Annotated in this window: 17 protein-coding genes; 14 read left to right on the top strand and 3 right to left on the bottom strand. The window is 39.8% G+C overall.

All coding sequences use genetic code 11. The annotated features are described in order from the left end of the window. Positions 1-44 precede the first annotated feature (44 nt). Complete coding sequence (locus QFZ73_RS06315) at positions 45-287, bottom strand: YhdB family protein (RefSeq protein ID WP_048689737.1); 243 nt, start codon at positions 285-287, stop codon at positions 45-47. Between the two features lie 132 nt (positions 288-419). On the opposite strand from QFZ73_RS06315, the gene QFZ73_RS06310 reads away from it, so the two are divergent. From QFZ73_RS06310 to QFZ73_RS06270, 9 genes are all read left to right on the top strand, one after another. Next, the gene (locus QFZ73_RS06310; protein WP_307264286.1) at positions 420-1,388 is read left to right on the top strand and encodes a M14 family zinc carboxypeptidase; all 969 of its coding nucleotides are present in this window, start codon (positions 420-422) and stop codon (positions 1,386-1,388) included. A gap of 49 nt (positions 1,389-1,437) precedes the next feature. Beyond that, positions 1,438-1,758 (top strand): DUF3889 domain-containing protein, encoded by a 321-nt coding sequence (locus QFZ73_RS06305; protein WP_251435427.1) that lies wholly within the window; start codon positions 1,438-1,440, stop codon positions 1,756-1,758. 241 nt (positions 1,759-1,999) lie between these two features. Beyond that, positions 2,000-2,881 carry a radical SAM/SPASM domain-containing protein gene (locus tag QFZ73_RS06300; protein WP_307264279.1) on the top strand — a complete coding sequence of 294 codons (882 nt, stop codon included), beginning with the start codon at positions 2,000-2,002 and terminating at the stop codon, positions 2,879-2,881. A 201-nt stretch (positions 2,882-3,082) separates the two neighbouring features. Further along, positions 3,083-3,925, top strand: coding sequence for a MurR/RpiR family transcriptional regulator (locus tag QFZ73_RS06295; protein WP_063235642.1), 843 nt, complete (start codon positions 3,083-3,085; stop codon positions 3,923-3,925). A 63-nt stretch (positions 3,926-3,988) separates the two neighbouring features. Then, complete coding sequence (locus tag QFZ73_RS06290) at positions 3,989-5,140, top strand: M20 peptidase aminoacylase family protein (RefSeq protein ID WP_307264275.1); 1,152 nt, start codon at positions 3,989-3,991, stop codon at positions 5,138-5,140. After that, positions 5,137-5,931, top strand: a complete 795-nt coding sequence (locus tag QFZ73_RS06285; RefSeq protein ID WP_307264272.1) for a GNAT family N-acetyltransferase — start codon at positions 5,137-5,139, stop codon at positions 5,929-5,931. Before QFZ73_RS06290 ends, QFZ73_RS06285 begins: the two co-directional genes overlap by 4 nt. A gap of 13 nt (positions 5,932-5,944) precedes the next feature. Continuing rightward, the gene (menC, locus tag QFZ73_RS06280) at positions 5,945-7,054 is read left to right on the top strand and encodes an o-succinylbenzoate synthase (protein WP_307264269.1); all 1,110 of its coding nucleotides are present in this window, start codon (positions 5,945-5,947) and stop codon (positions 7,052-7,054) included. Between the two features lie 142 nt (positions 7,055-7,196). Beyond that, positions 7,197-8,276 carry a YkvI family membrane protein gene (locus tag QFZ73_RS06275; protein ID WP_307264267.1) on the top strand — a complete coding sequence of 360 codons (1,080 nt, stop codon included), beginning with the start codon at positions 7,197-7,199 and terminating at the stop codon, positions 8,274-8,276. Between the two features lie 170 nt (positions 8,277-8,446). Continuing rightward, positions 8,447-9,862 carry a SpoVR family protein gene (locus QFZ73_RS06270; RefSeq protein ID WP_251435438.1) on the top strand — a complete coding sequence of 472 codons (1,416 nt, stop codon included), beginning with the start codon at positions 8,447-8,449 and terminating at the stop codon, positions 9,860-9,862. Between the two features lie 381 nt (positions 9,863-10,243). On the opposite strand, the gene QFZ73_RS06265 is transcribed toward QFZ73_RS06270, so the two are convergent. Continuing rightward, positions 10,244-10,534: an oxidoreductase gene (locus tag QFZ73_RS06265; protein ID WP_307272628.1), complete on the bottom strand. Its 291-nt coding sequence runs from the start codon at positions 10,532-10,534 to the stop codon at positions 10,244-10,246. Positions 10,535-10,898: 364 nt separating this feature from the next. Here QFZ73_RS06265 and QFZ73_RS28880 point away from each other — a divergent pair, with 364 nt between their 5' ends. The 4 genes from QFZ73_RS28880 (at position 10,899) to arsC (ending at position 13,624) form a co-directional block, all read left to right on the top strand. Continuing rightward, complete coding sequence (locus QFZ73_RS28880) at positions 10,899-11,225, top strand: LysR substrate-binding domain-containing protein (protein ID WP_373458994.1); 327 nt, start codon at positions 10,899-10,901, stop codon at positions 11,223-11,225. 283 nt (positions 11,226-11,508) lie between these two features. Then, positions 11,509-11,856 carry an ArsR/SmtB family transcription factor gene (locus tag QFZ73_RS06260; RefSeq protein ID WP_251435440.1) on the top strand — a complete coding sequence of 116 codons (348 nt, stop codon included), beginning with the start codon at positions 11,509-11,511 and terminating at the stop codon, positions 11,854-11,856. Positions 11,857-11,873: 17 nt separating this feature from the next. Next, positions 11,874-13,172 carry an arsenic transporter gene (locus QFZ73_RS06255; protein ID WP_307264260.1) on the top strand — a complete coding sequence of 433 codons (1,299 nt, stop codon included), beginning with the start codon at positions 11,874-11,876 and terminating at the stop codon, positions 13,170-13,172. A gap of 32 nt (positions 13,173-13,204) precedes the next feature. Continuing rightward, on the top strand, positions 13,205-13,624 hold the full coding sequence (gene arsC / locus QFZ73_RS06250; protein WP_251435445.1) for an arsenate reductase (thioredoxin): 420 nt from the start codon (positions 13,205-13,207) through the stop codon (positions 13,622-13,624). Between the two features lie 188 nt (positions 13,625-13,812). On the opposite strand, the gene QFZ73_RS06245 is transcribed toward arsC, so the two are convergent. Further along, positions 13,813-14,589 carry a SurA N-terminal domain-containing protein gene (locus QFZ73_RS06245; protein ID WP_307264255.1) on the bottom strand — a complete coding sequence of 259 codons (777 nt, stop codon included), beginning with the start codon at positions 14,587-14,589 and terminating at the stop codon, positions 13,813-13,815. Between the two features lie 269 nt (positions 14,590-14,858). Between QFZ73_RS06245 and QFZ73_RS06240 the strand changes: the two genes are divergently transcribed. Further along, positions 14,859-15,194, top strand: coding sequence for a hypothetical protein (locus tag QFZ73_RS06240; protein ID WP_251435451.1), 336 nt, complete (start codon positions 14,859-14,861; stop codon positions 15,192-15,194). Positions 15,195-15,247 lie beyond the last annotated feature (53 nt).

Genomic DNA, 15,247 nt, shown 5'->3' with positions numbered 1-15,247 from the left:
CCTCTTGTATAAATTTTCCCGTTTTGCAAAAACTATAGTTGATTTTAGCTTGGAAGTTCACTTAAATAATCACTTGTTTTTTCTGCCGCATGATCCAGATAACGAAGCAGTGCATACAACTGGGATTGAACGATTTGATAATCATGCTCAAACCTGTAAGCGTGCAAAAAATGTTCTATTTTTTTCGAAAGAAAGTGATCTTTCGTTCGAACCATCAATACTAACAAGCTGTCCCAATCAGAACGGTGTGTGTGAAACAATGCCTGATCATAATCCGCAATCCTCATGTTCTTCTCCCCCTTAATAAGGAGCTATTTGTATTTTGTTCAGATATGACAGAACATTTCCTTACAATAAGTGGCGATGTATTTGAACCGGGGTTGTTGCTTTTTACCTGAATAAAAATAAAAGGTGAGTACATGAGAAAAATAATGGTAATTGGAATATTGGTGCTGCTTTTTTTCCCTGAACCATCACTTGCGGCAGAAGTGTATTCCCCTGAACAGATGGAAGTGGATCTGCAAGGAATCCAAAAGCAGTATGAACTGGACGTTCAAATAATCGGGACAACTGAAAAGGGGAAAAGTATAAAGGCAGTCAAGTTAGGAAAAGGAAAAAGATCGATTTTGCTAGTGGGAGCACATCATGGACGGGAATGGCTCAGCTCCATACTTTTAATGCGCATGCTTGAAGAGTATGCAGCCGCCTATCGAGCGGGCAAACCTGTTGGAGAATATCGGACGGAATCATTGGATGAAATGAGCATCTGGTTCATCCCGATGCTGAATCCAGATGGAGTCAGCATCCAGCAAGGAGATTTATCCAACTTAAATGTTCTTGAAAAGGCTGCAGTATGGAAAATGAACCGATATAGCAGGAATTGGTCCCGGTGGAAAGCCAACGCTAAAGGTATTGATTTAAATAGGCAATATCCGGCTGGATGGAAAGAAGTAATGAGTCATGAAATGAAACCAACGTATCAATTTTATAAAGGTGGAAAACCATTAGAAGCAGCTGAAGTAAAAGCGCTTACGGATTTCACGAAGGAAGTCGATCCCCTTATGGCTGTTTCCTATCATACCTCAGGAAGGGAAATCTTTTGGCATTACAAAAATAAACGGAAAAATATGGCGAGGGATTATGGGATTGCCAAAAAGACTGCCGAATTGACTGGATATGAACTGACCTTTCCAGAACAAGAAGCGGTAGGAAGCGGGTTTACGGATTGGTTCATAACTAAATTCCACCGCCCGGGTATGACGATTGAACTTAGTTATTTAGTGGATGAAACCAATCCACCGTTGACTGTGTTTCCTGAGGAATGGAAGAGGAATCGATTAGTTGGAATCATGCTTGTAAATGAAGCGAAGCAGCTGCATAACAACTGAACGATTTTACATAATAATACTAAGAGGAAAGTATGAGGAGGAAAACAATTTGAAAAAAGTCATCGTGATGTTAATGGGGATTTTTTTGATTATACAATCAGGGGCGATTTCAGCACAGGCCCAAAAACCCGATTACGAAAAATACGGAAAGATTGCGATTGCTGTAGTGCAGGCAGATTATCCTGAAGTTGAGATTACCGATTACGAATATAAAGGCAGAAAAACTGCAGCGAAAAATCTAGTCGAAGACGATTTCAGATTTTCAATCAAGGATAAAGGAAATGAGTTCCATGTCATCGTGACCGTACAACATGATTTGAAAAATGAAAAATTACTTAGTTTGAAGGTCACAGAGCAAAAAGGGAAGTGAAATCAGAACAAACGGGAAATTTAATGTATGCCACTTACCGAACATCTTCACCTCGAGAAGATGTTTTTTTTCTGGTTGCATTTAAATGTTTTATGGAAATAATGGATATCGGATTAGTGCCAATGGGCTGTGATGCCTGTCAAAGCAGCTGCCATGAAGTTTTCATTGCATTTATGAGCAGCTAACCAGTATAGTTAGTATCAGATTGAAACAATAAGCTTGATTGTAGGGGTATTAGAAAATGAGAAAGTTTAAGAAAGTTTATGTGGAAATTACGAATATATGTAATTTGAAGTGTAATTTTTGTCCAAGCTCCAGCTTGCAAAGGACCCTGAAATTCATGGATCCTGAAGGGTTTACGCATGTAATCAAGAAAATCAAACCACATACCGATCATATTTATTTTCATCTGATGGGTGAACCATTTTTAAATAAAAATTTGGGTACATTCCTGGATATCAGTGCTGAAAATGACCTGAAGGTTAATATTACAACGAATGGTACCTTGATTCAAAAGGTAAAAGACAAGCTGCTCTCCAAAAAAGCCCTTCGGCAGGTGAATATTTCACTTCATAGCTTTGAGGCAAACGATACGAGCAATAGTCTTGACTCTTATGTCAGTAATATTGCCGATTTCATAAATGAAGCAAATGAAAAAAGTGAAGTGATTTGTGCCATTCGTTTATGGAATATGGATACGGATGAATTAAAAGCGAGTAATGGCCTTAACGACGATATTCTTAGCATGTTGGAGGAGAAGCTTTCATTGGACATTCGCTTAAGTGAAGCTCTTCAGCGAAAGAATAATATTAAGTTGAAGGACCGGGTATATATAAACATGGCCGAAAAATTCGAGTGGCCGGAATTGGACCGTGACATTATCGATGAAAATATTTTCTGCTATGCTCTTAGAAATCAGTTAGGCATCTTGGTGGATGGTACAGTCGTACCATGTTGCTTGGACAGTGAAGGGAAAATACCGCTGGGAAATATATTCGAAACATCACTTGAAGACATTTTAAATGGTGAACGGGCGAAAAATATGTACGATGGTTTTTCAAGAAGATGTGCAGTTGAAGAATTATGTAAACGCTGTGGCTATGCAAAGCGTCATAAAAAATAAGATTAAGAAAACCACGGAGTATATCTTCGTGGTTTTTTTGTGGATTGAAGGATACTGTCCTTCTTTTTTATTTAAAATTCAGAATATTATTGTTTTATTAATAGTCCCGTGATAAAATACTCTCTATTATTGATGAAGTTAAAACTTCAAATTGTCACATTAAAAGTTTTGGATTCATATCTTGCTTAGAGGGGATGTTTTATGGATTTACAGCAAAAAGTTAAAGAAGTATTCCCTGATTTATCTACTGGCCAAAAAAAGGTAGCAAAATACTTGTTAGTGCATTCACATACATTTGCAGTCACTTCAGCTCAAAATCTCGGAAAAAATATAGGAGTCAGTGAAACGACCATCATCCGCTTTTGCTATTCATTGGGGTTAAGTGGATATGCGGAACTTCAAAAACTTATACGCAATCAGTTGATATACGAGAGCAGCAGTTTGAATGAGTATCATTCTTCAAAACTTGAAGCCGCGAATCAGCCAAACTTCATGGCTCAAGTGATGGGGCAGGATATCATAAGTATCGAAAAGACAATGAAAAATTTATCAAATGAAGATTTCTCCAAAACAGTTGATAAATTGGCGGCAGCTGACAATGTTTTGATATCCGGACACCGGTTATCATTTTCGGCAGCACATTGGTTAACCTTTACGCTGAGGCTTGTTAGGGAAGAGGTCCATTTATATAGGCCTGATACAGATGATATTTTTTTACTGTTGGATAAAATGACTGAAAATTCCGTTTTTGTAGCCATTTCATTTCACCGCTATGTTAAAGAGACTGTGAAAATTACGGAAATGGCCAAAAAAGCGGGTGCATTTGTAATTGGGGTCACGGATTCTGAACTGGCTCCAATTGCTGAATACACTGACATTTTATTGCCCATTTCAACACCTAGGACTTCCACTATCGATACGGCACCGGTGTTATTCTCCTTATTGAATAGTTTAGTAGCCGGTGTATCGATTAAAGACGAACAGGGTTTCAAAGAAAGAAAAGCTATATATGATGCGTTCAATCAAGACGATTATTTCTTTTGAGATAAAACTTCCATCAGTTAGGTGAACAAGCCGATTAAACCGGGATACAAGGGGGAGACAGTAATGGATATCAAACAATCTATCGGAAAATTAAGGCCTCGTATACTCGATATCTTTGACCATTTGCACGCACATCCTGAAACGAGTTGGAATGAAGTGAATACGACAGCTTTCATTTCAAATATTTTAACGGGAAATCAATGTACGGTGAAAACATTCGAGGACTGTACAGGGGTGATTGGGGAAATCGGGGAAGGGAATTTCACAGTCGGAATACGATCGGATATCGATGCACTTTGGCAGGAGGTGAATGGGACGTTTCAGGCCAATCATTCCTGTGGACACGATGGGCATATGGCCTTGGCACTTGGAGTATTCCTGGTATTGAAGGAAATGGACTTTCAACCAAGAGGCAAACTGAAATTCATTTTTCAACCTGCTGAAGAAAAAGGTATGGGCGCCTTGAAGATGATTGAAGAAAAAGTTTTGGATGATGTCGATTTCCTGTATGGTGTGCACTTAAGACCGGTTGAGGAAGTGAAGGATGGGCAAGCGGCACCAGCCATTGTCCATGGAGCCGCTCAGTTCATTAAAGGTGAAATAGCGGGGACGGATGCACATGGAGCAAGACCGCATCAAGGACAAAATGCCATCGAGATAGGAGCAGCATTCATCACTTTATTAAATGGTATCCATCTTAATCCATCCATTCCTTATTCAGTGAAAATGACGCAGTTTTTTGCTGGTGGCGAAAGTTCCAATATCATCCCAGGGAGAGCCACTTTCTCATTGGATTTACGGGCACAGGATAATGCTGTGATGGAAGAGCTCACCAAAAAGGTGGAAAAGGTTGCAGAATCTTTGGCCATTGTCCATGGAGTCGATGTGAAACTCGAACCGGGAACCAATGTTGCTGCAGCTATCGTGAACGATCAAGCACAGGAAATAATGTCTGAAGCGATAGCCGATACACTCGGTGAAGAGAATCTGGTAGCCCCTGTCATTACAACAGGAGGAGAAGACTTTCATTTTTATACGTTGAAAAGACCTGAACTCAAGGCGACGATGCTTGGATTGGGCTGTGATTTAGCACCAGGGCTCCATCATCCGAACATGACGTTCAACAAAGAAGCTTTGTTATCGGGAATTGAAATCCTGACCAAAGCCATCATTCTGACTTTCGAGAAATATGGAAAGGGGGGGCCACTTACATGACTGATGAATTAATCATTAAATCCTTATCAACACTAGAGGATTTACAAGAAGTGCAGCGATTGGAAGTCCTTGTATGGGGCATGGATTGCGTTCCCACTCATCAGACGATTACGGCAGTCAAAAACGGCGGGCTTGTTTTAGGCGGCTACATCAATGGCCAGTTAGTCGGGTTTCAATATAGTTTCCCGGGATTCAAGGACGGAAGGGTGTATCTTTGTTCACATATGTTAGCCATCCATCCGGCTCATCAAAAGAAGGGCTACGGCAGGTTACTTAAACTTGCACAAAAAGAAGAAGCACTCAAAAAAGGCTACGACTTGATCACATGGACGTATGACCCATTGGAAAGTGTGAATGCAAACTTGAATATCGGTAAGCTAAAAGCTGTTTGCTCTACATATATGGAAGATTGTTATGGAAATATGAATGATACCCTCAATGAAGGATTGTCCACTGATCGGTTCATGGTGGAATGGAATATACGGCAGGAAGCAAAGGGAGAGACCTCACCTTCTGATAAAGCCATACACATCGTAACGACAGGAATGAATGACCAAGGCTTTCCTCACATCAAGGATTATCATTTCGAAACCAATGCCGAGGTGATCGCCATACCCATCCCGACGGATATTCAAAAAATCAAAAAAGGTGATCTCTGCCTTGCGATTGATTGGCGGTTAAAAACGGGTGAATTATTCAAAACGCTATTTGCCAAAGGATATGTTGCAGTCGGAATCGAACGGAGGCAAGGTGAAAACATTCAAAACTATTTATTAAAAAAACAAGAATAAGAGGGGAATCGGGATGAAAATAACTGAAGTGCGTTTACGTCATTTAAATATGGATTTGGTAGCTCCCTTTACAACAAGCTTTGGAACGTTTGTAGATAAGGAGTTCATTCTTGTGGAAGTGAAAAATGGAAAGGGGCTTTCAGGTTGGGCTGAATCAGTGGCTTTTTCAGCACCTTGGTATAACGAAGAAACAATAAAAACCAATTGGACCATGCTGGAGGATTTTCTGATTCCGCTTGTATTGGATAAAGAAATGGAGCATCCTCGTGATGTATCGGATATGTTCTCGCACATTCGTAAAAATAATATGGCAAAATCGGCTATCGAGGGTGCCATCTGGGATTTATATGCAAAAGAAAAGAATATCCCATTAAGCAGGGCTTTAGGCGGGGAACTGGAAAAAATCGATGTTGGGATCAGTATCGGCATCCAAAAAACGGTACCTGAATTACTGGCGAAGATAGAAGCTGGATTGAAGGATGGGTATAAAAGAATCAAAATGAAAATTCAACCAGGTTGGGATGTAGATGTAATCAGGGAAGTACGCAATCGATATCCCGATGTCCCGATCATGGCAGATGCTAACTCCGCTTACCGTCTGAAAGACATCGAATTACTGAAGCAGCTTGATCAATTTGATTTAATGATGATCGAGCAGCCCTTGTCATCGGATGATATTGTCGATCATGCCACATTACAAGCAGAAATCAAAACTCCGATTTGCTTGGATGAAAGTATACATTCCGTGGAGGATGCAAGAAAAGCCCTTGAATTGGGAAGCTGTAAAATCATTAATATTAAGATCGGCAGGGTTGGCGGTTTAACGGAAGCAATGAAAATACATGAATTATGTAAAGAAAGGCATGTACCGGTTTGGTGCGGAGGCATGTTGGAATCTGGTGTGGGACGTGCCCATAATATCGCATTGACAACACTTGATAACTTCACGATGCCTGGTGATACCGCAGCATCCGCGAATTATTGGCATAAAGACATCATCCAACCAGAGGTTACAGTGGAAGATGGAGTCATAACCGTTCCAAAGGCGGCAGGAATTGGCTATGAAGTCGATTACGCTGCGGTCGATGAATTCACTTCCTATAGTAAAAGATATACCAAATGATAAATGTAAAGAGTTGGAATAAAAGAGCCTCCCAGCTTCAATTAGCTGGGAGGCTCTTAAAGAACAGGATAATGATGAAAGGGAGGATATTTCTTTTATCTTAAATTGTCAGAATAATCATATAATTAGGGTGGTAGTTGATATGAAAAACAGTATAAATCTTGCAGGAGCATATATTGGAATCATCATTGGTGCAGGTTTCGCTTCAGGACAAGAAGTATTACAGTTCTTTACGAGTTTTGGAATCTACAGTGTATTGGGAATTGTGGTGGCGACAGCTTTATTCGCGTTTTTAGGCATGCAAGTTACTCAATTGGGGAGCATTCTCCAAACACGCTCCCATAAAGGCATCATCGATCATATTTGCGGCCGCTATATAGGCAGGGTGGTCGATATTGTTATCACATTTTTCTTGTTTGGCGTTACAGTCATCATGATTGCCGGTTCAGGAACGATATTTGAAGAACAATTCGGGATTCCAAGTATAGTTGGTGCAATCGTCATGACAGTACTCACGATTGGTACTCTTTTACTTAATGTTAACAAAATAATGTCCATCATTAGTGCAGTCACACCGTTTTTATTTATTATCATGATTATTATTTCAGGTTATTCATTTTTCACATCCGATCTAAGTTTCAATCAAATCATTTCATCTTCAAGTAAAGGAACGGCTGCAACCGGAAATTGGATGATGGGTTCATTACTTTATGTTTCATATAATATGACTGCCGGAATTGCCATGCTGGCCGTAATGGGAGGGACCTTCAAGAATAAGAAAGCGGCTGGTATGGGAGGAATTCTAGGAGGTATCGGATTGGGGATCTTGCTATTCTTGATCAATTTGGGGATGATGTCCGACTTGAAGGGCATAGAAGGCTCAGGTATGCCTACCCTTCATTTGGCGAATCAGATTTCTCCATGGTTGGGATATATCCTATCAATCATCCTTTTAGGAATGATTTATAATACAGCTGTCGGGATGCTGTATGCATTCACCGCCAGGATGGTGCCTGCCGAAACGAAACGCTTTAAAATATCCGTGATCATGGTCGGGATCCTCGCTTTTCTCGCAAGTTTCGTTGGCTTTATTAAATTGGTTGGGACTGTATACCCAATCACGGGATACTTAGGTTTTGTCATCATTGCAGCGCTCATCATTTCCTGGATCCGTTCAAAAACGAAAAAAGAGGCTGTGAATAAGGAATTCGCGAAATTTTAATATCAAAGGGAAAATTAAGCTTGAGTGCAGAATGCATGAATCGTTTGACCTGACATCTTCTTCATGGAGGTGTTTTTTTCTGTTATCGAGGACCTTTACTCATGATCACGGCATTTTTCCTCCTTTTTTTCATACATTAGTTTAAAGGCGGAAGACAAGGGGGATATCGGATGAATGAAGCGGAGCAAAAGGCTCTGGAATATGCCATTAGTGAAATTACCGAAATAGCAACTGGGTTCGGGTTGGATTTTTACCCGATGCGGTATGAAATTTGCCCTTCTGAAATCATTTATACATTTGGTGCCTATGGGATGCCGACCCGTTTTTCTCATTGGAGCTTTGGGAAGCAATTTCATAAAATGAAGCTGCAGTACGACTTTGGATTAAGTAAGATCTATGAACTGGTCATTAACTCTGATCCTTGTTACGCTTTTCTGCTGGACTCCAATTCACTTGTACAAAATAAATTGATTGTTGCCCACGTTTTGGCGCATTGTGATTTCTTTAAGAATAATGTGCGCTTCAATAATACTAAGAGAGATATGGTAGAAAGTATGTCGGCAACGGCAGAAAGAATCCGTGAATATGAAATCCTGCATGGCAAAAAGGAAGTGGAAACCTTCCTCGATGCACTTTTAGCCATTGAAGAACATATCGATCCGTCGCTGATGAGACCGAAGCTTGCCTGGACGATGGAAGATGAGGAAGAAGAAGAGGAAATAAAGCCGACAGCCACACAATACGATGATTTATGGAACCTTGATAATAAGGATAAACCGAAGGAATCCAACATTAAAAAAAGAAAAAAATTCCCGCCAAGGCCTGAAAAGGATATTATGCTTTTCATAGAACAGTACAGCAGGGATTTAACCGATTGGCAACGGGATATCATGACGATGATCAGGGAAGAGATGCTGTATTTCTGGCCGCAGCTGGAAACGAAAATCATGAACGAAGGCTGGGCATCCTATTGGCATCAGCGCATAATCCGTGAATTGGATTTATCCTCAGGGGAAGCCATTGAATTCGCAAAACTGAACGCAGGCGTCGTGCAGCCATCACGGACCAGCATCAATCCTTATTATCTTGGATTGAAAGTGCTTGAAGATATTGAAGAACGCTATGATAATCCAACCGAAGAAATGATCAGGCTGGGCGTCAAGCCTGGATCTGGCCGGGAAAAGATGTTCGAAGTCAGGGAAATCGAATCGGATATTTCCTTTCTCCGCAATTATTTGACCAAAGATCTGGTCATGCGGGAGGATATGTATTTATTCCAAAAGCAGGGCAAGGATTATAAAATCGTCGATAAGGCATGGGAACAGGTTCGTGATCAACTCGTCAGTATGAGGGTTAACGGCGGATTCCCCTATATCACAGTAAATGATGGAGACTTCATGCGTAATGGGGAACTTTATCTAAAGCATTGGTATGAAGGTATTGAACTGGATTTGAAATATCTCGAAAAAGTCATGCCATACATCCATCAGCTCTGGGGCCGCTCCGTGCATATGGAAACAGTCATGGAAGGAAAAGAAGTCCTGTTTTCCTATGATGGAAAAGGTATTCACCGGAAATATTTATAAAGCTGAAAAAACTGCCGGTCACCGGCAGTTTTCTTGTTTTTGTCTGATAAAGCCCAAGGCTGGTCTTTTAATACGGATACTTTTTATTTCAAGATGCAATATTAAATTCCTTTTGGAAAAGGCGTTGTTAAACATTTTATTTTTTCATCTATAATTCGAAATCTTTAATAACAGTAGTTGGGTGTAATACTTTTCCGAATCGAACGCTTCTATAGGTTCTTCATTTTGAACTTTCTATACCCAGTCTTGATTAGCCAATGCTCCTTTACCTAAAGTTATAATATCAGCATGACCATTATTAATCATATCAGAAGCTCTTTCTGGCTTCTCTAACTGTCCATTTGCGATTATAGGTAATTGACTAATACTCTTTGGCAAGTGCTACAAGTGAAGCTTTTCCTGTTTCAAATGCTGAGTGCCACGCTTTAAATTCTGTGAAATACCAATAGTAAAGTCTTCTCCTACCGATTTTCTAACTTCATGAATCATTTCTACTAATAACCTAACTCTGTTTTCTGTTTTGCCACCATATTCATCAGTACGTTGGTTTGTATATTCCGTTAGAAATGCATCTAATAAATAACCATTTGCTCCATGTAGTTCTATCCCATCAAAGCCAACAGATTTAGCGCGTTTTGCAGCTTCAACAAAACTGTTTTTAACATCGGCTATTTTTTCTTTTGTTATTTATCTAGGTAATTGAAATGTCCTTCACCTAAATGGAATTTTAGCTGTTCTCCTTTTGGTTGAACAGAAGAAGGGAGCGACTGTTTCATCAGTGAAATGATTTCCCTGAGAAAATGGCCCAGTGTGTTGTAACTGTATAAAGATTGCTGATCCTGCTGAATGAACGGCATTGACAACTTTTTTCCACTCTTTTGCTTGCTCATCAAATATATTTCACAAGAAGTCTTCAAAATGGGGAAGTTGACATAGCCTTCTCATTGGAAAAAGATGGTTGGAGACAAGAAGAACTTAACTCTGAAAAACTTATAAGAGAAAGAATGTTTTTTTCAGCCCTCTAGATGTTAAAGATATATCTCAAACAGTACTGTACTCCGAACCTAGATGTAGTTATAAATCGGTTTTTGTTGAATATTCGCAATCAGAATATGAACGTAACAGAAAGTTTAGAGTTTCAAAGTATAGAAGCACTAAAACCATCGTTAAAAGTGGTTTAGGCATATCACTAGTTCCTTACTTTTCGGACGAAGACTTAGAAAGCAATAAACTAAAAGTAGAAATTATTCCACAACACCATTCCTCCATATCAAAATATTTGACTTATCATAAGGATAACTGGCTTTCTCCTTCTATAATTCGTATGTTTGAACTCATACAATACCACGCTGAAAATTGGTGATTCTTAAATAGGGCTGACTTAAAAGCGTCACTTTGATTTTTATTAAATAACCTGCCCTATTAGTTCATAAAGAAATCAACAACACCCTTTAACAGAGCATTTGGAAAAGATTTTCCCCCCCTAGTCGTGGGGGCGTACAGGCTAAGTTCTCCTTAGGCGGAGATATTTTAAAATTATTTTGTTGGATATTTAATGCTTGATTAAATAAGAATATGCTTATACACTGATATTGAATCATCGTATAAGCATATTCTTATTTGTTCGATTGTGCAGGAGGGATAACATGCAAACGAATGAAGCGTTGGATATAGAAGCTACGGCAAACGTTCTTAAACTTTTAGGGGATAAAACACGTTTGACGATGGTAAAAATTATGTCTGAACATGAATGTTGTGTCTGTGAATTTGTAGACCTGTTTGATATGAGCCAACCTGCTATTAGCCAACATTTACGAAAGTTGAAAGATAGCGGAATTGTGAATGAAGCGAGAAGAGGACAATGGATATTTTACTCATTAAACCAAACATCCTCGTATTACTCATTTATTCAAACGGTTATCAAGGACTTGCCAAGTCAAGCATTTAAAGTAGAAGAATTAATCGCACAAGGAAAACGAATTTGTTGTAACTAACGAGGAGGAGAACATCAGTGGGTACAGTTATATTAGCTAGTATCATCTTTTTGCTGACGTTGACATTCGTCATCTGGCAACCCAAGGGATTGTCAATCGGCTGGTCAGCATGCGGGGGGGCGGTACTTGCCTTACTCGTTGGAGTTGTTGACTTCGACGATGTAATTACCGTTACGGGTATTGTATGGAACGCGACGTTGGCGTTCATTGCTATTATCATTATTTCTTTAATTTTAGATGCAATTGGTTTCTTTGAATGGGCTGCCTTGCATATGGCGAGAGCCGCCAAAGGAAATGGAGTAAGAATGTTTTTGTATGTGAGTATTCTCGGAGCCCTAGTCGCTGCGTTCTTCGCAAATGACGGAGCCGCGCTCATCTTAACTCCGATTGTATTGGCGATGGTTCGAAACTTGAAGCTGGAAGAGAGAATGATCTTCCCATTTATCATCGCGAGTGGGTTTATTGCGGACACTACATCCTTACCGCTTGTCGTAAGTAATCTAGTCAACATTGTTTCTGCTGACTTTTTTGATATCGGGTTTATTGAGTTCGCATCTAGAATGATCGTTCCCAACCTGTTTTCATTAGCAGCTAGCATCCTGGTATTATATTTGTATTTTAGAAAGAGCATTCCGAAGAATTATGATATGGCTCAATTGAAGAAGCCAGTCGATGCCATTCGGGATGTGAAAATGTTTCGCCTGTCTGGGATTGTTTTAGGCATTCTGTTGGTAGGCTATTTTATCAGTGAATTTTTCAACATTCCTGTATCCATCATTGCAGGTGTTATCGCCATTTTCTTCTTGTTTATGGCAAGACGAAGTCCAGCTGTTAATACCAAGACCGTTGTAAAAGGCGCACCATGGGCTATTGTGTTCTTCTCCATTGGAATGTATGTCGTGGTGTATGGATTGAGAAACGTTGGATTGACGAACATTTTAGCTGACCTTATACAAGTAACGGCTGATCAAGGATTATTCGCTGCTACTGTCGGAATGGGCTTCATCGCCGCCATTCTGTCATCCATTATGAATAACATGCCAACCGTTATGATTGATGCCCTTGCCATTTCCGACACCCATACAACAGGCGCAATCAGGGAGGCCCTTATTTATGCAAATGTCATCGGTTCGGACTTGGGCCCGAAAATCACTCCGATCGGTTCTTTGGCTACGTTATTGTGGCTGCATGTCCTTTCATTAAAAGGCGTGAAGATCTCATGGGGAACCTACTTTAAAACGGGAATCATCTTAACCATCCCAACATTGTTCATCACATTAGTCGGCCTATATATATGGTTGCAAATTATTCATTAAACACTTTCTTACTGAAAAAGGAGAGAAACAGAATGACTAAAAAAACACTTTACTTCTTATGTACAGGTAACTCTTGCAGAAGCCAAATGGCAGAGGCATGGGGGAAGAAATATTTAGGTAACGAATGGCAAGTGCTTAGTGCAGGAATCGAGGCTCATGGGTTAAATCCAAAAGCTGTAAAAGCAATGAATGAAGTTGGATTGGACATCTCCAATCAAACATCGGATATCATCGACCCAGACATATTGAATAATGCCGATTTTGTCGTTACGTTATGTGGCGATGCGGCAGACAAATGTCCAATGACGCCACCGCATGTTAAACGTGAACACTGGGGCTTTGATGACCCGGCAAAAGCGGAAGGAACAGATGAAGAAAAATGGGCTACCTTCCAACGTGTTCGTGATGAAATTGGCGAAAGAATTGCACGTTTCTCAAAAACGGGTGAATAAATAAAATTGAAAAGCTGTGAGTGGACTGCGGCAGCAGTTGTTGTTAATAAATTGCACAGCTAGTTATAATTAGCAATAGAGAGCGACCTTGAACATGCTTGGGATGTTAAACGCGTTAATGCGGTTTGGTAGGCGGACGAAAGACCATAAAGAAAGAGCTGCCAATTTTTTGGCAGCTCTTTTCTTCATTAAATCTTAATATCAACCTTAGCATTTTTCTGAAGTTCTTCCACATGCTTCACAAGCTTTTCCTGTTTCTTTTGCTTTTCTAGTTGTTCCTTGATTTGCGGTTTCATTTCTTCGAGTTTCTGTACCTTTTGCCCACTTGTTTTAGCTTGCCCTGCAACCTGGTCGTAATACTTTTGGATTTCTTCATCAGTTGCTTCTTCCACTTTAATCTCTTTTTCAACGTACTTCGTATATGGGATGTTCTCTGCAATCTGAGCATTCAGAGTTTCCGAATTCAGGCCTGCTTGCTTCATCGCTTCCTTGAATTTCTCTTCACTCTCATATTGCTTTTTGATTTCGGCAAGTTGCTTATCAATTTCGGCCTTGGAAGCTGTGTAGCCCTTTTTATCAGCTGCTTGAAGCAGCAATTTTTGCCCCACTAAAGAGTTGAGCGTTTGCTCTTTAATTTGTTTGGCTCCCTCCTTGGTTGTCGGGTCTTGTCCTAATTGCTGCATTTGCATTTGTGTGGTAGACAACAGGGTATTATATTCTGCACCTGAAATTTTTTCGTCATTGACGATGGCCACCGTTTTCTTTTCATCCACCTTTTGCTTGTCTAGTTTCTTCTGCATTTCTTCCATCTGTTTTTGCTGTTCCTCGGTTGCTTTAGCCGTTTCTTTCTCAGTTGTTTTAGTTTCTTTCTCGTCATTTTTCTTATCAGCTTCATCGTTCGAACCACAAGCCGTCAGAACAACTGCCAATAATCCAATGATGATTGGGTACAATAGTTTCTTCATATTCAGTCTCCTCTCGAAATACAGTGCTAAAAAATCATCTAATGCGCATTATAAAGGAATTTCCCATTAAAACACAATATTTTCATTCTTTTTTCCAGAAAACAGGAAGATAGTATAGGCATTATCTCATTATATAAGTGTAACATTCGCGGATATGAACCCATTTACCCTTCGTCATGCAATATGCTAAAAGGAATGCGAAGGCTGATCCTGGTGCAGTAAGAAACTTGTAATCTATCTCTTACTCACAAAACGATGCTTAGTAACTATTGTATATAAAACTTGTATGGTATTATATACCTTATCATCCGGATATAGTTCATTTAGCCTATCTATTTGGAATTTCATATTATGAACAGACGACAGGGTATTCAAGGAACAGTATCATTGGGTTCAAAGCTGGATTTATTTTAAATAAGATTTCAAGGGAAATAAACAATGATGTGATCAGCAGCCTGGAAGTGGCTGAAACATCATCTTTCATAAACGAACAAAAAGGAAAGCATTTCGATCCATCCATAGTGGAGTCTTTCTGTTGCTATTTTAGTGAAAAGGCGGCGCAGAAAAAAGGCTGCGAAACCGTTCCCGGCACAGGGATATATTAAACAACGAACTCGTCGAATATCTTTTCCTGATATAATGGGGTAATCCTTCGTGG

It is taken from the genome of Peribacillus sp. V2I11, assembly GCF_030817135.1.
Taxonomy (GTDB): domain Bacteria; phylum Bacillota; class Bacilli; order Bacillales; family DSM-1321; genus Peribacillus; species Peribacillus simplex.
Note: the sequence above shows the minus strand (reverse complement) of the source record. Positions and strands in the feature narration are given on the sequence as shown.